This window comes from Clostridium sp. (genome assembly GCF_032576335.1).
Taxonomy (GTDB): Bacteria; Bacillota; Clostridia; order Oscillospirales; family Acutalibacteraceae; genus Faecalispora.
Genome location: NZ_JAWFXC010000002.1, coordinates 145687 through 165590, shown reverse-complemented (window position 1 = coordinate 165590; position 19904 = coordinate 145687). Strand labels below are relative to the sequence as shown.

Below are 19904 nucleotides of genomic sequence, written 5' to 3'. Positions count from 1 at the left end.
TCAATTCCCTGGCGCTTTCTTTATTTTTTTCGATTCGTCTGCTTCATGCGCATTTCTTTGTTTAGAACCATTTTACGCATGCGAACGGACTTCGGGGTAACTTCAACCAGCTCGTCCTCCGCAATGAACTCCAAAGACTGCTCTAGGCTGAGAACGGTGTGAGGAGTTAACTTAAGCGCATCATCCGAACCAGATGCACGTGTATTGGTAGCATGCTTTTTCTTGCAGATATTAACGGTAATATCTTCCTGCTTGGGGCTTGCGCCTACAATCATACCTTCGTAAACCTCAACACCGGCTCCAATAAACATTCTTCCACGGTCTTGAGCGGCAAACAAACCATACGCCGTGGAAGGACCGGTTTCATGGGCAACAAGAGAGCCCTGTGAGCGCTGTACAATGTCGCCGCGATAAGGCTCGTAAGAATCAAACACGTGGTTCATAATTCCGTTGCCGTTGGTATCAGTCAAAAACTCCGAACGGTAGCCCATCAGGCCACGGGCAGGAATTTTAAATTCCATATGCGTAACGCCGCTCTCACGAGTACCCATATTCACAATTTCTGCTTTGCGGGAACCAAGCTTTTCCATAACCGCACCAACGTATTGATCCGGCACCTCAATCATGAGAAGCTCGATTGGTTCATGCATCTTGCCCTGAATGGTTTTATAAATTACATTGGGGCGAGAAACCTGAAACTCAAAGTTCTGGCGGCGCATTGTTTCAATTAAAATGGATAAATGCAGCTCACCACGACCAGATACCTTAAAAGTATCCGCAGAGTCTGTTTCCTCCACTCGAAGTGCTACGTTCGTTTCCACTTCTTTAAATAGGCGGTCACGCAAATTACGGGAAGTAACAAATTTGCCTTCCTTACCTGCAAATGGGCTGTTATTGACCATAAACATCATAGAAACCGTAGGCTCGTCTATTTTAACGAACGGCAGGGGTTCTACGCATTCCGGTGAACATGCTGTTTCGCCAATGTTCAGGTCTGTAATGCCCGAAACTGCAACAATGTCGCCCAATGCGGCTTCGGTTACTTCTACACGCTTGAGTCCTTCGAACTGGTAGAGCTTCACAATGCGAGCATTGCGGTTGCCATCCTCATGGCCGCAAAGCACAATACTCTGGCCATCACGAATTCTGCCGCGCTCTACTCGACCAATACCAATACGGCCAAGATACTCATCGTAGTCAATGTTTGAGAACAATACCTGTGCGGGACCTTCCAATTCTCCCTGCGGAGCAGGAACAAATTTTAAGATAGAATCAAACAAGGGCTGCATGTTCTCGCCGGGCACGTCTGGGTCCAAAGTAGCGTAACCATCTCTGCCTGACGCATATACCACCGGGAATTCAAGCTGGCTTTCATCGGCACCCAGCTCAATAAACAGGTCGAGCACCTCGTCCACAACCTCTATCGGGCGTGCACCGGGGCGGTCAATTTTATTGACGACGACCACTGGCTTTTTGCCAAGACCGAGCGCCTTCTTCAAAACAAAACGGGTTTGGGGCATGCAACCCTCAAACGCATCCACTAAAAGGAGAACACCGTCCACCATCATAAGGATACGTTCCACCTCGCCGCCAAAATCAGCATGGCCGGGGGTGTCTACAATATTGATTTTTGTTCCATTAAACATGACCGCAGTATTCTTAGAAAGAATCGTGATACCACGCTCACGCTCCAGATCGTTCGAGTCCATCACTCGCTCGGCAACAGCCTCGTTTACGCGGAAGATTCCGCTTTGGCGCAGGAGCTGGTCAACCAGTGTCGTTTTACCATGGTCAACGTGCGCAATGATCGCGATATTTCTTAAATCGTTTCTAGTGTCCATCCAATTACCTCTTTTGAAAATTTACAAACATGAAATAGTATAGCATACTTTTTTTCTTTTTCATAGAAAGCGCCGTGTGAAAATCCTACAAAATTTGAGTAAAAAATCACCTTATATACCTAACGATTTGTATAGTTGCCTCCAATTTTTAGAAATTTATTTTTGATAGAGAACTATTTTATCTTCTTTTCCCATCAATTCAAATAAAATATCCTTTTCATTGATTATTGTATGGCTTGTCTTCCCCAATGAATAATGATACAATAAAATAGGATTTATTAGGAAAAGGAATGAATAACAATGCACTCACTGAAACAATATAAAGGATCTTTTATGCTGGCTATATGTGCAATCATTTGGGGTACCTCATTGGTTCCTCAAAAGCTGGGAATGCAGTATCTTGGGGCATTCTCATTTGGAGCCGCTCGCTTTTTAACAGGTGCAATTATTTTTTTACCTTTGAGTTTACTTGTAAAACGCCTTATAAAAGAAAAAGAAGAAGTCTTTTTGAGAAAAGATTTACTCATTGGCGGAGGGCTTTGTGGCACAGTTATGTTCCTGGGCGCTTATTTTCAGCAATTAGGGCTTACTGATACCACCGTGGGAAAAACCGCTTTTATAACCTCCATGTATATTGTAATGATACCCTTAATTGGTCTGTTTTTTCACCGAAAAACTGAAATAATCACTTGGGTTAGCATTGGGCTGGCGACGGTTGGTTTATACTTTTTGTGTATTTCCGAAAATTTCAGCATCTCAAAAGGCGATTTTTATGTTTTTATTGGGTCTGTATTTTGGGCAGTTCAAATCACCTTAGTTGATTATTATTCCAAGAAAACAAACAGCTTGGAATTGGTTTTCGTAGAGTTTACGGTAGCCGGCATATTATCGCTGGTTTGTGCGTTTCAAATGGAGGCACCTACCATTCAGGCAGTAACAAGCAGTATTGGCCCTATTTTATATACCGGAATTATGGTAGTGGGGGTCGCCTATACGTTGCAAGCACTCGGGCAAAAAACGGTTTCCCCTGCAATTGCAGGGCTCATTTTCAGCACAGAATCACTGTTTGGAGTACTTGCTGGTGCACTCATGTTCCAAGAGGTAATGAGCACTCGTGAAATCATCGGTTGCATCCTTTTGTTTATTGCATTGTTACTTACACAAATGAAGTTTTCTCCAATACAAAAAGGCAAGAAGCAAATGATTATAAATCCAGATGCAGAAGAACTCGCACAGCAAGTCGTACCATGTGAAACACCAACCTTTAAGGTATAGTATTAAAACAACCCTTAAGAATCCCTCAAAGCAATTACTGCTTTGAGGGATTCTTTCAAACTATGACGATTATGCGCGACCGCCACCCACATATTTCCCCGGGCAAATGTCTAAAACCATACGCTTAGGGCTAACCATAGAATTCTCACGCTGGCAAAGCCATTTGCCGCCGTCGATGCCTTCGACCGTATTGCCATCTTGAATTACATTGCCTTGGCGGTATAAATATGCCGCCAAATTTCTTAAAAATAGAACGACATCACCCGGTTCTAAATCTTTGCAGTGGCATTGCAAATCCGGTAAATCAATGGCTGTAAAACCAAGAGTATCAAACAGCATTTCACCTTCGGTATCTGCTAAATTGAAAAAACGGACATTCAATCCACCGTCCAAAAAATGCAAATCCGGCGAGTTCCACCCGGAATGCTCAAAAGCCTCGCGCGGTACCAGCCGCTGACTATGCGGCCAGTAGATGCCAATGCACTCTGGGAACAGCTCCAAAATCAAATCAGCATAATCGGCAATAATTTGGTATTGTTCCATTCGAGGCAGATTCGCCGCCATCATATTGCTTGCCATCAAAGAATATCGGCAACGAGCAGCGAAGCTCTGCCGATCGGGCTGGCAGTCCCAAAATTGTGCGATAATCTGTTCGTCCCATAGTTCTTGATCAAACTGATCTGGCCCATACATAATCAATTGACTTGGAAGGGTACGATCTTCCTTTTGATAATGTGCGGAATGCTCCAATAAAGCAACCCCCAGTAAACTTGAAGATTTTTGGGGCATTTGAGGGTTATCTGCCAAAAAGTTTATCTCGCCGAACTTTTGGGTTAGCGCCTGCTCAAATTCTTTGAAAGCTGGCATTTTGATTGGTTGTTCAAACACAGGCATAAAAAAATAAACGGAATTCCATTTCTCCACAAAGGAGTTTCCTTTTTTCTCCATCTGCTTCCTCCCGATTATTATGTATTCTCATCCATTAAAACCACCTAATGGAAGTAACATGCTTACAAAAAGAATATCTTACTCTATTTAGTCCATTTTGGGTGTTTGAAAGAACAAAATAAATAAAAAAAGACCGATTCCATAAAACAGAACCGATCTTTTATGCTTGGAGCGGATGACGAGGCTCGAACTCGCTACCTCCACCTTGGCAAGGTGGCGCTCTACCAGATGAGCTACATCCGCGACTGCGAGAGTTATTATATGACAAAATTCGCCTTAAGTCAATACTTTTTCCAATTTTTTTCAAATTATTTTTCAAACCTCCTATTCGCCATTGTATTCCTTCTATTGCCGAAATATGTTATAATATTAAAAACTCAACTGAATGGCGGAGGGGCAGTCCGTTCAAATTGATATTCTGTTTACGAAACCATTTATTTTTATATAGTCCAATGACATGATTCCTTTTTGTATCAGCCTAAAAGTATATCGTGTCTTTTTTTATTGACCTGCCGCCCGGTTAAAAAACAACTGGCTTGTAAGGTCAATCTTTATAAAGGAGCCTAACCATGTCTTTTTCTATTCTTCCGGGAGCTTGGAGATCGGTTTTCGCCGTTCCCAGTTCACTTGTCGATTCGCATATCAAAATGGCAAGCCCGAATCAACTAAAGGTTCTTCTGTGGGCACTGCGCCACGCAGAAGAGGTCTTTTCGCATGAGGCGATTGCATCTGCACTTGGCATTTCTGTTTCAGAAGTACAGGATGCCATGCTGTATTGGATTCAGGTTGGGCTGGTAGCAGAGGATGCTGCAAAGCCCGTGGCGCCGCCCGCCGTTCCGAAACAGCCTATTCCAACGGAGCTCCCATTGGCAGCCGCTCCCATTGCAGAAAACACCTCCCCCATACCGGCTCGCCGTATTCCCAAGCCAGACGGCCTGTTTATTGCGGAGCGAATTAATCAGTCAGCTGAAATTCGCTTTTTAATGCAAGAGGCGCAACAGCTTTTGGGTCGCCCGCTTTCCCCCGGCTTATCTTCTACCTTGCTTGCTATTCACGACGATTACGGCCTACCAGTAGATGTAACCCTCATGCTCCTGCAATTTGTAAAGAGCAAAGGCAAAGACAACACCAGCTACATAGAGGCAGTAGCCCGCGACTGGGCTGAGGAGGGGATTTCATCCCACCTTCAAGCGGAAGAAAAGCTGCGCCGGTTGGATGAAATTAATAAGGCTTGGCGTAAAATTGAACAGGCTCTACGACTTTCACCCCGTGCGCCCAGCTCTAGAGAAGAGCGTTACTCAGACCGTTGGCTGCTAGAATGGAAGTTTTCTCCCCAAATGGTACGGGAAGCCTATGACCGCAGTGTAGATGCCATTGGCAAACTGAGCCTAAGCTATATGAATAAAATCTTAGAGCGCTGGCATAAAGAGGGGATTACCTCACCACAGCAAGCGGCAATGGAACAAAAAGAAAAAACTGCGGTGCAAAAACAATCGAAACCGCAGCATACCACATACGACATTGAAGAGTATGAACGCATGAGTGCCGAAGTACCAGATTTATTAGGAAGGGAATGATGCAGCGATGGCCTATGGAAAGGATATTTACCAAATAGCTCTTGGTATGCTCAATGATCGTCGTATGCGTGAAATGGAAGCCGCCGAAGAACGCCGCCGTGCATTTTATTCCATATATCCCCGTGCACAAGAGATTGAGCGCCTGCTTGCTTCTACGGCAATTGCCGCGGCAAAGGCAGTACTTAACGGCAGCGATACTGTTACCGAGTTGACCCGCCTAAAAGAGAAGAACCTTACTTTGCAGCAGGAGCTAAATGAAATGCTTGCTCGTGCAGGCTTGGAGCGAAACTACTTAAAGCCACAGTACCAGTGCCAAAAATGTGAAGATACCGGTTATGTAGACGGTAGAATGTGCAGCTGCCTACGTAATCTTTTGCGTAAAATTGCTTATCAGCGTTTAAATGAAATGACCCCTCTCGCCCTTTGCACCTTTGAGGATTTTGATTTGGGGCATTACCCCGAGGAACCCCAAAACGAAGGTGAAATTGCCCCCAAAAAGCAGATGGAGAATATTTTTCTCTATTTACGCAACTATGCAAGGGATTTTTCTCTTAAATCGAGCAGCTTAATTTTACAAGGAGGAACCGGTCTAGGGAAAACCCATTTATCGCTTGCCATTGCCAATGAAGCGGTAAGCAAAGGGTACGGCGTGATTTATCTTTCAGCGCAGAACATGGCAACTAGCCTAGAGCGTGAACGGTTTGGCAGAGCGGAAGATAATGAAGATACCAATGCACTTTTGTTAAGCTGTGACCTGTTGATACTGGATGACCTTGGTACTGAATTCTCCACTTCGTTTATTGACGCAGCCGTTTATAATATTGTGAATACGCGTTTAATGGCGGCAAAACCTACCATAATAAGTACGAATCTCTCTTTATATGAACTGCAAAAAAGATACTCTGAGCGTTTTGTCTCTCGTATTATAGGCAGCTATGTTCGCCTTACCTTTTTGGGTAAGGATGTACGTCAGCAAAAAAGAATGAAGCGCGGCTGAAAATAACTTCCGTGCGCAACTGACAGGAGGAAAAAATGAAATCTACTAAAAAACGGTCGGTTCTACTTTCTCTATTCCTTGTCTTATTGTTTGTGTTTACCGCTGCTCCAGTTTTTGCAAAGGAGGATTCTATCCCCTCCATACAAATTGATGCTGCTTTGCGCGAAGATGGCTCTGCAGTTATTACAGAGATATGGACCGTTCGCGGCGTTAGCAGCGGCACAGAATACTATAAAGCATTAAAAAACCTAAGCGATGGGATGAGCGTTCATTCCTTTACCGTAAAAGATGAATCTGGAACCCAATACAAAACCCTCAATGAATGGGATACGAACCGTTCGAGGGAAGAAAAAGCCGGCACCTGCGGAATATTAAAAAAGTCTGATGGCTATGAGCTTTGTTGGGGAATTGGCAATTATGGCGACCACCAATATACCATTGAGTACGTTCTGGATGGTCTTGTAAAAAATTATGGAGACTATGCCGGTTTCTATCACCTATTTGTTTCGGACTTATCCAGCTCCCCAAAATCGGTAGCGGTTACGGTTCGTATGCCAAATACCAGCTTTAATGAAGGTAATTCAAGGATTTGGGGCTATGGCTTTGAGGGTGAGGTTTTTGTAAATAATAACGGTACCCTTTTTGCATCTACCGCAGGTAGCCTAAATAAAAGCGATAAACTGAATTTGCTGTGTCGTTTTGATAACGATATATTTCCACAGGCCTTAAAGGCAGATATTACTTTTGAGGAATTGCAGAATAAAGCAAATGACGAAGAAAGCGCCTCAAATACAGCACTTATTATTGTATTTGGCATATTGGGCGTTCTTATCATCGGCGGGGCAGTTTCCTTCGCTTTCTTTTATTCTCGTTATAAATTAGCGGATGGTTCTACGGTACGTCTGGAATCGCGAGAGAAAATCGAACCATCCTGGTTGATTCCCTTTGGTGGGGATATTCCTGCTGCGTATGCCGCTCTGACATTGCTACGTAAAGGTATTTCTTGCGACAAGCTTTTGGGTGCATATTTTATTCGCTGGCAAAGAGCGGGCTATATTCAAATAGAAAAACGCGTCAATGAAGATAAGCGGAAAAAGAAAGAACCGGAAGAAATCATTGTTTTCCACCCCGAAAATACCCCCACCGTAAAGGTAGAACAATCGTTATACGCTATATTAAGTAGCTTTGCTGATACGGACGGAATTCTTTGGAGTTCTAACATTGAAAAGAAAGCAGATAAGATTTTCGATAAGCTAACGTTATGGTCGGAAGAAGTAAAAAAAGAAGGCGAAAAAGGATTAATCCGCTTAGGTGTAGTCGCAAAGGATGAGCGAGAAGTTGTACGCTTTACCTCTAACGGGTTTCAACAAGCGGTTCGTTTGATTGGGCTGGAAAAATACCTAGTCGATATGAAAAAGAAAGAGCAAGAAGGGCTTGCTCCTCAAGAGATGTGGGGAGATTTTCTTGTTTTCGCAACACTGTTCGATATTGGCGAGCAAGTGCTCAATAGCATGAAAGCACTTGACCCCTCGCATTTTGAAGAATTCTCAACCATGTACGGCTATAACACCACCCATATGCTCCTGTTTATGTCGATGACCAATCATATCTCCAGCAGTGTTTCCCCCAATAGTAACGGTATGGGCGGTGCAGCAAGCACAATGGCTGGCGGTGGCTTTTCCGGCGGCGGCGGCGGTGGCAGTCGTTAAACGATAGCAGTCTTTGAACGCTTTCCCCTCTTTTATCTAGCTAAATTATGAGGTATTGAATATGGCAAGCATTGTTAATTCTCAAATAGGCACCACCCCATTCCAGCAGTTGCTGGGGCACCAGCCACAATTATTGGAAAGATGGAACGAATTGGAAGCATTTTTTTCTTCAAGTAGAACGTTCAGCGTAAAATTAAAAGAAGAAGTGAGGCGCACATTGGCAGTAGAAAATGGGTGCCAGTACTGCATGGCGAAAGGGAAGCCATCTGACCACATTGAAGACTTAAAAATTGGATTAGCCGTTAAAACCGCACTGTTATCTGTAAATGAGATTCATTTAAGCGATGAGCACATAGAAGAATTAAAACGTATTTTTACAGATGCAGAAATATCGGAACTTCTTGCACTTATTTGTTTTATCTCAGCATCACAACGATATGGAGCGTTACTTCACTTAGAGCCGAATTGTTCTATAATCGATTCCGATAATCAAAATCTACCCTCAAAAGAGAATCAAAGTGATCCCTATTGTAAAATGGAAGTATTCTTGCCGGAAACACATCTTGCCGCACTCCAAAAAGCCCTGCAAGAAGTGGACGCTGGCCACATTGGGAATTACGACAGCTGCCTTTCTTATAGCGAGGTTACAGGCTGTTGGAGGCCTCTTTCCGGCAGCACTCCCTATATTGGCAGTGAAAACGCCATTAGCTCTGAGCGTGAGTTAAAAGTTGAATTTATCTGCCTGCGTGAAAACATAGATTTAACCATCAGTGCTATTAAAAAAGTTCACCCGTATGAGGTACCTGTCATCAATGTTCTTCCTCTTTCCCGAACCAGTTTCTAAATTTTAGAGTAGTCGAGGAGGTTCATCTATGAATAAGAGGTACATCTTTGAATAAATTGAAAGTTTGCAGCGGTGCATTTGAAGATGGTGGCTGGATTCCGGCCCGTTATACCGCGCGGCAGGAAGACATTTCTCCGCCTTTTGAGCTGGAAGGCCTTCACCCCAACGCAGTAACGCTTGCTATAACACTTGACGATGCCTCTCACCCCATCTTCCCGAATTACAACCATTGGGTAATTTGGAATATACCAATGCAGACAAGCATCCCAGAGGGCATTCCACATGGCAAAACTCTTAGTTCCTTTGGCGGTGCCGTTCAGGGTATTGCTTACGGCCGAAATCGTTATAAAGGCCCTAAACCTCCATTGCGTTCCATTCATACTTATGTTTTTACAATCTACGTTTTAGATTGCACGATTCATTTATCTCCAAGCAATAAAAAACAAGCCTTACTTAATCAAATGGAGGGGCATATTTTACAGCAAGCTTCCATTTCTGGTAAATTCCAGAGCCATAGAGCAGAAGAATAAAAACTTTTCTCTATTTGAATTTTACTTATAATAATAATAATAATATAAAAGCCGGTGTCTCCCCTCTCGTTGATTGGGATAAACACCGGCATTTTTCTATTCCATTATTTATGTTCTGCTATGGCTGCCTGGTACACTTGCTCCATTTGCTCCACATTCTTTTTGAAGTCAAACAGGCGTAGAACTCGTTCTCTTCCAGCGGTACCCATATTGCGGCGCAGCTCTACATCTTGGCTCATGGTAAGTAAATGCTCTGCAAGTGCCTCTACGTCCCCACAAGGAGCTAAATAGCCCGTAACGCCATCCTCTACCGTCTCGATGAAGCCGTCTACGTTGCTGGCGATGACAGGCACACAGCAGGCCATTGCTTCCACTGCCGAAACACCAAAGCTTTCCGAACGGCTTGGCAAACATACAACATCCATTTCGCTAAGTGCCTGCGGCACTTTTGTATTGGGAATCACTCCACACAAATTGGCGCACTGTGAAATACCTAGAGAATCAATCAGGCGCTGAAGCTCACCCTCACGGCTTCCTTTTCCATAAATGTTCAGTGTATAGGAGCCCGGAGGCGCTTTCTTAACAAACAGTGCAAATGCACGAATCAAATCATCCATGCCATATACGTCTTCCAGCGCTTTGACCGCACCAACACAAAAGCCGTCATGCTCCTGCGGCTGCGGTGAAAACAAGGAACAATCCACTCCAAAAGGAGTAATCCAAATTTTCCGTTTCTCTCCAAATACACGGCGAACCTGTTCTGCCATCACTTGGCTGGTAGAAGCCACAATATCTGCTGCTTTCAGGTTACCTGCAACCAACAGCTTATGCAAAGGGCTTTTAAGCGGAAACTCGTATACATCACTCCCCCAAACAGAGAGCACCAAGGGGTGCACCTTGGCCATACGGGCAAGCGTACCATAGCCACTGGCATAGTGTGCATTGATAACATCTGGAGCAAAATCCGCTAAATCACGGCGAAGCTCACTGCCATTTAGAAAATACCCCGCAAAGCCGCTCTTCCCCAAATACACCACTTCTACCTCAGGGTTCAGGTTTTTCTGGCGGTTCTCATGCTCCGGCAGTGAATAAAGACGCACCTTATGCCCCTTTTTGCAAAGGGCATTTACCCACTTTACAGTGTGACTAGAGCTTGCTGCTGAAACAAATGCTATTTTCATGCCTGTTTCTCCCCCTAACGGCCGCCCAAATCCGCTATTACCGTTTTTGCTCGGTCTACCCAAAGGTTCCCTTGCACGGCTTGTGCAGCATTTTGAGCGCAATGAGCATACAACTCGGTATTGTTCAGTATTTCAGATATTTTCGCCGCAAAATCCTCTGGGTCGTTTTTACAAATAAGTCCTAAATCATACTTGCGCACGAATTTTTCTGTTTCGGTACAGTTTACCGCAACCATGGGCAAACCGTATTCCAAATACTCCATTAATTTTACGGAAAAAGCAAAATCATTGTAAGCATTTTTTTCAATGGGATACAATGCCAAATCTGCCTGCTCATACAATGGAGCTAATTCCTTTGCGCCGGAAGCATGTACCAAATTAAGCCAAGGCTTATTCAGATACGCTCCAATATACACAGCTCCTTGCGGGCGGCAAACTAGGGTTAAAGGGAATGCTTCCCCATCCTCATTGAGAATATCAAACGCTTTTAGCAGGGTATCGGTTCCATAGCGCTTCGAAACACCACCCACATAAATACTGCGCATTCCCGGTAGCTTCTCCAGCTTATTGCCACGGCTGCCCATGCAAGCGGGTGGAAGATACGCAACCCTGGGAAAATCAAAGTATGCAGCCATGCTTTCCGTGGGTAAATAAATGAGGTCAGTATTCTTTTTTAAGAAGCGAACATCCCATTCCGACATCCAAGCGATTACATGCTGCTTCAGGCTCTTTTTACCAGAAATAAATATTTCATCAAAACGGAATGCCGCATCGCGGTAAAAGTAACCAACTGGAATCCCCATTTGGTGCACACGCCGAATCAGCTTTCGGTCAAAACCGTGAAAAATTGGGCCGGAGGGGCTTTCTACGTAACAGAAATCCGGACGGTTGTGGTCGAGCCACTGGTTGATTTCTTCCACTGCGTGGCGGCGCTGCTCACGCTGGTTTTGCTGTGCCTGCAGCAACTTTACTTCACAGCCAAGAGAAAGAAACGCCTCGTACATCATTTGCGGGCGTACCGAAGAACCAGACTGAAAATCGCCAAAATCGATATAAGTCAGGTATAAAATCTTCATGATTTTACCGCCGCTTTCTTTTCTTTACCATCTAATTTATCTATGAGCTTAACCACTCCTGCAGGCATACGGGGCAGTAAGCGCTCCCACACATAAGGAGCAAAATGACCGGCCACAAGTAAAAACAGCAGTACGTAAACCTGAAAATTATAAATGAAATCAACAAAGCCGCCCTGAGTGGTAAGTGCCAAACGGCTTGTGAGCATTGCAGTTAATGCCAATTGATACGGTGTTTTGCGTAGGCGGGTAAATGCATAAAACAGCAATCCCAGTAATACCCCCATGTAAACAATGGAGAGAACCATACCCCAAAAGCCGAAGTTTGCGTAGGCTTCCCCAATATAAAACGCATTCATTACTCCACCAGTGCCATCATAGACCTTTTCGGAACCGTAAAAATCCATAACCAGCTTGGCGGAACGAACATGACCGCCCTCAATACCCAATAGCTGCATTGCCGTTGGAGAAAAGCTTCTGCCACCCAAAAATGGAAAAATCGTTGGGAACAGATCAAAGTGCATGGTTAACGTACCAACCTGCGTAAAGATTGTGCGACCAATTGGTCCATTGTAAAAATTGCTGTCTCCAGAAGTAAAGCTGTAGCCCATGCGCCCATAGATGAACACAACAAACAGTGCCATCACAGCGCCAAAACCAAATACCGTTCTGCGAGAGATACCGCCGCGCTCGTACATTAAAATTAAAAGCAGTACAAACAAATAGAACAGTACAGGCGATTTTTCAAAGTTGATGGTTGCAGAAACAATAGAAGAACCTACCAAAACAGCCGTAAGAGCCCACCACCAGAACTTTTTGAGAACCACCGCATAAGCAAACGAAATATAAGAAAGCAGTGGTAAAAACAACCCTAACAAAAGATTTTTTACATAGCTATTTATAATGACAATTTGCGAAATACGCTGGCGTTCCACACCAAACTCAAAACCGGCAGGTGTACGAACAAGGCGCAATAGCGGAAAATATCCAATTTTAATAATGTAAAGTAAAAGCAAAACGCAGCAAATAAATCCAATACCAGATAAAACGTAAAATGCCAGCTGTTCGTGCTTTACTTCCACTGTTTTTTTCAAATAGCTTTTATACCGCTGCTGAATATCAACATGAAAACAACGGTACAATAAAATGATAGTAAGCGGGAATAAAATTGCTGAAAGTAATACGCTGTAAAACATCAGGTCGTAGCTGTCGCTGACTGTAATATACTTCATTGTATAATGATTGCGGTCACCCAAATAAACCAGCGCTGCACCAATATACGTTTGCAGTAAAAACAGGTACATGATATAAGATAATAAATTTATTTTTCCAACATTCAGCGTTGCCGATGCCTTATGAAATAGAATAAGGGAAATGATAAGGCCAAGGACAACGACCAGTTCTTTCCAGATCATTCGTTGGTCTCCTTAAAGCCATATTTTTTGTTGAGTAGATATTGCTTTGTAATCAAATCACCATTGCGGAAGCGCCCTTCCAAAAAGCGAACCTTCGAACGGTCAAATTCGGGATCCAAAAAGATTGAATTGAAATTTGGCAGTTTTTTCAATAATGAGATGTCTTTAATGTCCGTATATTGCATTTTCAATACTTGAAGCTCGGTATTGTTTTTTAAGGGCTCCAAAGAAGAGATATTGTTCAGGCTAATTGTTAACTCCAATAGCCAAGGATATTTCGAAGCAAAGTTGATTTCCGTTAAGCAGTTAGAGGCAACACTGAGCTTCTCCAGTACGGGCAAATCACCCAAGTCACCAATCGTAGCAAGCGAGTTACCCTCCAGGGAATACTCATACAGCTCACTCATCCCCGTTATGGGCTTTGCGACCGAGATTCGATTTGACGTTAAATTTAAAATATTAAGCTGTGACATTCCGGAGAACACACTGTTGTCTGCGATTCGATTACGAGATAAATTCAAGCTTTTTAAATTCGTAAGCTTTGTAATGTCTGTAGTAACCCCAATAATGGAGTTGCCGGAAAGATTTAGCTCCGTCAAATTTTTCAATGTATATAATGGAGACATACTGCGAATATAGTTGCCCGAAAGCGTAAGCCGCTGCAATGTTTGAAGCTTCCCAATTGGGGTGATGTCTGCAATTTGGTTATTGGAAAGATCCAATTCTTTTAAATAAGGAATATCCTGCAATGCGCTTACATCTGTAATCTTCGCAGAAGTAATTGAAAGCTTCGATAAGCCCTTAAAATACTTTAAGTCCTGAATATCTTTTATGGGAACATTCTGAATTGTTAAAATGCTGATTTTCTCAACATCCACATCATACACATCGTCCTTGGGGCGCTCGAGTAAATTGCGAACCTCACGCTCCAAGTTTTTATCATGAAATTCGATTTTAACGGCGTCCTCATTAATCACATCATCGTTCATGAGAACATTATAAACATTATTATATGTGTTGATTCCCAGAAAAAATAAGGAAACCAGCAACAAAGCCAGCGTATATGAGAACGGCTTGTTGCTCTTCATATACCCGGACATCTGTTTCACGCGCTCTCTTAGGCGCAGCTTACTCTGTTTTTGTTGCATTTCAGTTACCTCTCGATATCACTATTTTGCGTTCTTAACGATTGTTCGGCAGAAACGGTAAAAAATATAATAAGCTCCCGCCATCGGCAGAGACGCTGCCAACAAATACTGCTCAAACGACATGGGTATTACAAAGGTAAGCAGTGACGGTACCAAAACAGTGAAGAGCAGGAAGAACTGCCACACCATTACCGCTTTCTGACGCCCTAAAGCGATTGCGCTATTGGTTACTGGATTCACGATAAAGCGCACCATAAACAGCGGAATTAAATATTTTAGGTAGTCTGGCACCGGCCCCCACTTCGGACCCAAGAACCATGGAATAATCGGGTCGCCCCACAACAGCAAAAACCCAAATGGGAAAATAGATAAAATCGCCAGCCACTTTGTAACGGTTGTGAAAGTCTTGTTCAGCTTCTGCCCATCGTGCTTGTCCGTAGAAGCACCGCGTAAAAACACCTGCGATACCGCATTGGATACCAGTATGAGTGGCTGGCCTAACAAAGTATTAATCTGGCTGTAATAACCATTCATCGTTTTACCATACTGCATGGGAATAAAGAGCCCCATCATGCTTTGAGATAAGCTATTTACAATTGCACTTGGCAGCATATATTGGGGATAAGCCTTGTTTTTTAAAGCAACACGCTTTAAAAATTGTAAACTAAACATAGAACGGCGAATTCTGCCCTTTAAGGTCATCATCATGCGGAAGTTACCAAAGAAGTAGGATAAGAATTGACCAACAATTAACCCCCAATAGCTTGCACCTAAGTAGCCCAGCACAATCTGTGTCGCTAACATAACGGATACACGAATAATATTGGAAGCAGAAATTACTTTATACTTTTCAAATCTTACATTAAAGTAATTTAGAGCGGTCGTTAACCCACAAATTAAGGTAGTGAGCGGAATCATCCATAGTGTTTTTGCGGCATCCCCTGTCAAATTAAAACACTGAGCCAGCGGCGGAAGAAACGGCCACATAAACAGGCTAAGTGCAAGGGAAAACAACACTGCAAGTGAAGCACTGAGAACAAAGGCACCGCCTGCTTCTTTGTCATTATCAGCCACGACAATGGCATAATCATAACGAAAGCAGGCGATCTGCTGTGTAATATTTGTAATTACGACATAAATTCCATAAACTCCCCGAACATCCGGCCCATAAATTCGGCCTAAAATCGGCATAAAAAGGAACGGCAGCAGTACCTGCGCCACAGCTGTGCCGCCTGTAAGAACCGCTACGTTCTTTAAAAACCGATTCTTTTTCAGGGAATTCATCTTTGATTTCACAAAAGACAAGACATAGCCCCCTGTTTACTCGATGTTTTCTCCCAATGTGCCCAAATTCTGCGCCTTGAGATATGCGTTGATAAAGCCATCCAAATCGCCGTCCATAACAGCTGAAATATTACCCATTTCAAAGCCTGTACGGTGATCTTTTGCCAAGGTATAGGGCATAAATACATAAGAACGGATTTGGCTGCCCCAAGCTATTTCTTTTTGGTCACCCTTAATGTCTTCAATCTTTTCCAAATGTTCACGCTCTTTGATTTCTACCAATTTAGAAACGAGCATTTTCATTGCAACATCTCGGTTTTGAAACTGGCTGCGCTCCACTTGGCAGGAAACTACAATACCGGTAGGTTTATGCGTTAAGCGTACCGCCGAAGAGGTTTTATTAACCTTCTGTCCACCTGCGCCGCTGGCACGGTATACTTGCATTTCAATATCATCCGGGCTAATCTCTACAGAGGTGTCGCTGTCTATTTCGGGCATAACCTCGAGCGAAGCAAAGGAAGTATGACGGCGGCCGGAGGAATCGAAAGGTGAAACTCGAACCAATCGGTGAACACCCGCTTCACTCTTTAAAAAGCCATATGCGTTAATGCCCTCAATTAATATAGAGGCACTTTTCAGCCCGGCTTCTTCTCCGTCCAGATAATCCAGTGTTTTCACCTGAAAACCATGGCGCTCCGACCAACGGCAGTACATACGGTACAACATGGAAGCCCAATCCTGCGCTTCTGTTCCGCCCGCACCCGCATGGAACGTTAAAATTGCATTTTTGGCGTCGTATTCTCCCTTTAAAAGCGTGGTAAGGCGAATCGCCTCCAAATTTGTTTGGATTTTATCATATTCCTCTTGTGCTTCCGGCAGTAAAGAAAGATCCTCTTCCTCATTAGCCAGTTCTACCAGAGCCAGTGCATCTTCTAAAGAAGAACACAGCTTTTCATACGTGCTTATTTTATTCTTGAGCATACTGGAACGCTGAAGAATTTTCTGCGAACGCTCCATGTCATCCCAAAAGCCGGGCATAGCGGCTCGTTCATCTAGCTGCGAAATTTCTTCTTTCATGCTCTGCAGCCCAAGCGCATCTGCCAGATCCATAATCTCAGGCCTGAACTTTTCCAGAGCCAGCTTTAGTTCTTCAAATTGCAGCATCCGTACCATCCTTTTAATTCTATAAATTCAAAGTTAGAAACAAATTTCAAACAAACACTTTGCTTTGCAGTAAGATGAATTAAGATAAATTAGATTTTTATTGGAATACTTTTCTCATCTTAATTCTTGCGAAATTAAAGTTTCTGTTTTTGCACAATAATAAAATATTATAAGATATTATTAGAGAAATGTAAAGAAAAACCATGTTTCTCTCCCTACTAAGTGTGTGAACGTAATGAAAACTTATGCAAGAAATGATTGCAGTTTTCGGTAGAATTAGGTACAATAATTGTATTAAGGATTTTTAAAAGTCCACTCGCTGTGGCTAGGCTAGCGGCGTTTTATTACAGGAGGCTTTTCAGCATGAAGTATACTGGCATCAAATGCCCGAGTTGCGGCATCCCATTTCAGCAGGATGACGATATTGTTGTCTGCCCAGATTGCGGAGCGCCCTACCATAGGCACTGTTATGAAAAAGATGGCAAATGCCTGTTTTCAGATACACACAATACCGGAACATATTGGGCTCCTCCTTCGGAGAGCACCCACACTCACAATGAAGAAGATATTGTTTGCTCTACCTGCGGCAGAAACAACCCACCAGATTCGCTGTTTTGCAGCCGCTGCGGGTCATCTTTAAAGCCCGGCAATGAAGCAAAATCGGTCCAAAAGCCGCAGCAAAACAATATACCCGGTTACCAGAACCCATACCAAAGCACGGGTTACCAAAACCCCGGAAGCCCTGCTTCCCCAGCCTCACCTTTTGAACCACCGAAAGGTGATTCCCCATACCAAAGTGCACCGAATCCCTTTTCTCCCGTTACCATTCGAGCAGATGAACCCATGGAAGAAGATATTACGGCAGGAGAAATTGCAAAGTTTGTACAGAACAACTCTTCTTACTTTTTAACAGTATTTTTCCATAAAAAAAGGACAAACCGTACTCATTTTAGTTTTTCAGCTTTTTTATTTTCCGGCGGCTGGCTGTTATACCGTAAAATGTACCGTTTGGGTTCCATTATTACGGCGTGGATGGCTGCATTATATGTTACCAGCACATTTATTTCGCTAAACTATTCCTCCCCCCTATTAACCCGTTTGTATGAGCAGGCAGGAGTAAGTACTAGTGTATACCCATCTTATGAAGAACTTATGAAGGTAACGCAGCTTGTTTACCAGCTGGATACCGGAAGTATCTTTTTGCTGTTTACTCCTTTGCTTACGTTAGCAATTCAGGGGGTAATTATGCTTTACTGTGGTTTTGCTGGCAACCGTTTGTATTACCAGCATAGTGTAGAGAGTATACGCCATATCAAAGAGGAGTATCCTATCACAGAAGATTACGACAAAGCACTGCAAGAAAAGGGCGGTGTAAATGTTTCGTTGGCTTTATGCCTTCTCATTTGCTATTCTATTATTATTTATCTTCCAAGTTTCTTTTCATAAATTATAACCGGTAGGAGGGAATTCTGTGAAAATTACGAAAGCTGTTATCCCCGCTGCGGGGCTCGGCACACGTGTTCTTCCAGTCTCTAAGTCCATGCCAAAAGAAATGCTCCCTATTGTAGACAAACCGGCCATCCAATACATTGTGGAAGAGGCTGTTCGTTCTGGCATAACCGATATTTTAATTATCACGAACCGTGGCAAAGGCTTAATTGAAGACCATTTTGACCGTGCGCCGGAGTTAGAGGCACACCTTATGAAAGGTGGCTCAGAAAAAGAGCCTACCCTAAAAAGTATTATAGATATTTCTCGTTTAGCCAACATTTATTTTGTACGCCAAAAAGAGACACGTGGTCTTGGGCACGCGGTAAATTGTGCCCGTTCTTTTATTGGGAATGAACCGTTTGCTGTTTTATATGGTGATGATGTTATTATTGGCGAAGACCCGGCGTGTGGCCAGCTCATTCGTGCTTATGAGGAGTTTGGCAAGGGCGTATTGGGAGTGAACGAGGTTTCTCCCGAGGTAATTGGTCGTTACAGCTCTTTAAAGGTAGAGCCTCTTCGTGAACGTCTCTTCCAATGTACGGATATGATTGAAAAGCCGTCCCCTGATAAAGTATTTTCAAACTATTCTATTTTGGGTAGATGTGTTCTTCCTCCCGAAATATTTGATATTCTTGATGAAACCCCTCCCGGCAGCGGCGGTGAAATTCAGCTAACCGATGCTATGAAGGTTCTAGCACAAACGCAGGGTATGACTGCTGTGGAGTTTACTGGCAAGCGGTACGATATGGGCAATAAGCTTGGTATTCTTCAGGCCACGGTTGAGGTTGCTTTAAAGCACCCAGAACTGGCAGAGGGCTTCCGTGCATATTTAAAAGAAATTGCCACCACTTTATAATCTAAATCAATCTTTTATTTTCTTGTGTTAAGATTCATTTGGATGGAAAAGCCAAATTTAACCAGTATTTTCTATCAGAATGGAAAAAACAGCTTGACTCTCCTGAATCAAGCTGATATAATCAGTCTGTTAGGCCTGCCCTATGGGTAGTGCTTTTCATATTCCTTGCTCCAGTTCTTACTGGGGCCAAAGTCCAGAAGGAGGTGCAATTAAAATGCCAGATGTAAAAAATGCTTACGAAACCGTATTCATTCTGTCTACAGCACAGGGTGAAGAGGCAGTTCAGACAAACGTTCAGAAGTTTAAGACTCTGATCGAGAAGAATGCAGTGATTGATTCTGTAGACGAGTGGGGCAAACGCCGTTTTGCGTATCCCATTGAGAAGCAGACTGAGGGTTACTACACCCTGATTAACTTCACCAGCGCTCCCGATTTTATCGCAGAGCTGGATCGTATCTACAAGATTACTGACGGAGTTCTTCGTTCTCTCATTGTCAAAAAAGAAGTAAAGAAAGAGAAGCCGAAAAAGGCTGTTGAAGTCCAGAAAACTGAAACTGCTGAAAGAGAGTGA

The 19904-nt window shown here is 43.4% G+C and carries 16 protein-coding genes, 1 tRNA gene and 1 pseudogene; 9 read left to right on the top strand and 9 right to left on the bottom strand.

The annotated features are described in order from the left end of the window. Window positions 1-20: 20 nt before the first annotated feature. Window positions 21-1841 (bottom strand): translational GTPase TypA, encoded by a 1821-nt coding sequence (gene typA / locus E7L17_RS02835; RefSeq protein WP_316321755.1) that lies wholly within the window; start codon window positions 1839-1841, stop codon window positions 21-23. A gap of 333 nt (window positions 1842-2174) precedes the next feature. On the opposite strand from typA, the gene E7L17_RS02830 reads away from it, so the two are divergent. After that, the gene (locus tag E7L17_RS02830) at window positions 2175-3116 is read left to right on the top strand and encodes a DMT family transporter (RefSeq protein ID WP_316321754.1); all 942 of its coding nucleotides are present in this window, start codon (window positions 2175-2177) and stop codon (window positions 3114-3116) included. Between the two features lie 69 nt (window positions 3117-3185). On the opposite strand, the gene E7L17_RS02825 is transcribed toward E7L17_RS02830, so the two are convergent. Further along, window positions 3186-4064, bottom strand: coding sequence for a DUF4261 domain-containing protein (locus E7L17_RS02825; RefSeq protein WP_316321753.1), 879 nt, complete (start codon window positions 4062-4064; stop codon window positions 3186-3188). A 167-nt stretch (window positions 4065-4231) separates the two neighbouring features. After that, a tRNA-Gly gene (locus E7L17_RS02820) sits at window positions 4232-4307 on the bottom strand. Between the two features lie 326 nt (window positions 4308-4633). Here E7L17_RS02820 and E7L17_RS02815 point away from each other — a divergent pair. The 5 genes and pseudogenes from E7L17_RS02815 to E7L17_RS02790 all read left to right on the top strand — a co-directional run bounded on the left by E7L17_RS02815 (window position 4634) and on the right by E7L17_RS02790 (window position 9721). Then, a complete protein-coding gene (locus E7L17_RS02815) occupies window positions 4634-5641 on the top strand; it encodes a DnaD domain protein (RefSeq protein WP_316321752.1) in 1008 nt (335 codons plus the stop codon). A 7-nt stretch (window positions 5642-5648) separates the two neighbouring features. Then, entirely contained in the window at window positions 5649-6638 is a 990-nt protein-coding gene (locus E7L17_RS02810) for an ATP-binding protein (protein WP_316321751.1), read from the top strand. 35 nt (window positions 6639-6673) lie between these two features. Further along, the gene (locus tag E7L17_RS02805) at window positions 6674-8347 is read left to right on the top strand and encodes a DUF2207 domain-containing protein (RefSeq protein ID WP_316321750.1); all 1674 of its coding nucleotides are present in this window, start codon (window positions 6674-6676) and stop codon (window positions 8345-8347) included. Between the two features lie 61 nt (window positions 8348-8408). After that, window positions 8409-8822: pseudogene (locus tag E7L17_RS02800) on the top strand (carboxymuconolactone decarboxylase family protein); the annotation flags it as partial. A 416-nt stretch (window positions 8823-9238) separates the two neighbouring features. Then, window positions 9239-9721: a YbhB/YbcL family Raf kinase inhibitor-like protein gene (locus E7L17_RS02790; protein WP_316321749.1), complete on the top strand. Its 483-nt coding sequence runs from the start codon at window positions 9239-9241 to the stop codon at window positions 9719-9721. Between the two features lie 104 nt (window positions 9722-9825). On the opposite strand, the gene E7L17_RS02785 is transcribed toward E7L17_RS02790, so the two are convergent. The 6 genes from E7L17_RS02785 to prfB are packed head-to-tail and all read right to left on the bottom strand — an operon-like array spanning window position 9826 to window position 16986. Then, window positions 9826-10902 (bottom strand): glycosyltransferase, encoded by a 1077-nt coding sequence (locus tag E7L17_RS02785; RefSeq protein WP_316321748.1) that lies wholly within the window; start codon window positions 10900-10902, stop codon window positions 9826-9828. A gap of 14 nt (window positions 10903-10916) precedes the next feature. After that, entirely contained in the window at window positions 10917-11978 is a 1062-nt protein-coding gene (locus E7L17_RS02780; protein ID WP_316321747.1) for a glycosyltransferase, read from the bottom strand. Continuing rightward, a complete protein-coding gene (locus E7L17_RS02775) occupies window positions 11975-13390 on the bottom strand; it encodes an oligosaccharide repeat unit polymerase (RefSeq protein ID WP_316321746.1) in 1416 nt (471 codons plus the stop codon). Before E7L17_RS02775 ends, E7L17_RS02780 begins: the two co-directional genes overlap by 4 nt. Continuing rightward, a complete protein-coding gene (locus tag E7L17_RS02770; protein WP_316321745.1) occupies window positions 13387-14538 on the bottom strand; it encodes a leucine-rich repeat domain-containing protein in 1152 nt (383 codons plus the stop codon). The genes E7L17_RS02775 and E7L17_RS02770 overlap by 4 nt, the downstream gene beginning before the upstream one ends. A 21-nt stretch (window positions 14539-14559) precedes the next feature. Beyond that, the gene (locus tag E7L17_RS02765) at window positions 14560-15834 is read right to left on the bottom strand and encodes a lipopolysaccharide biosynthesis protein (protein ID WP_316321950.1); all 1275 of its coding nucleotides are present in this window, start codon (window positions 15832-15834) and stop codon (window positions 14560-14562) included. Window positions 15835-15858: 24 nt separating this feature from the next. Then, the gene (gene prfB / locus E7L17_RS02760) at window positions 15859-16986 is read right to left on the bottom strand and encodes a peptide chain release factor 2 (RefSeq protein ID WP_316321744.1); all 1128 of its coding nucleotides are present in this window, start codon (window positions 16984-16986) and stop codon (window positions 15859-15861) included. A gap of 363 nt (window positions 16987-17349) precedes the next feature. Here prfB and E7L17_RS02755 point away from each other — a divergent pair, with 363 nt between their 5' ends. From E7L17_RS02755 to rpsF, 3 genes are all read left to right on the top strand, one after another. After that, window positions 17350-18432 (top strand): RING finger protein, encoded by a 1083-nt coding sequence (locus E7L17_RS02755; RefSeq protein WP_316321743.1) that lies wholly within the window; start codon window positions 17350-17352, stop codon window positions 18430-18432. Between the two features lie 25 nt (window positions 18433-18457). Next, on the top strand, window positions 18458-19333 hold the full coding sequence (locus tag E7L17_RS02750) for a UTP--glucose-1-phosphate uridylyltransferase (RefSeq protein WP_316321742.1): 876 nt from the start codon (window positions 18458-18460) through the stop codon (window positions 19331-19333). Window positions 19334-19547: 214 nt separating this feature from the next. Beyond that, a complete protein-coding gene (gene rpsF / locus E7L17_RS02745; RefSeq protein WP_316321741.1) occupies window positions 19548-19904 on the top strand; it encodes a 30S ribosomal protein S6 in 357 nt (118 codons plus the stop codon).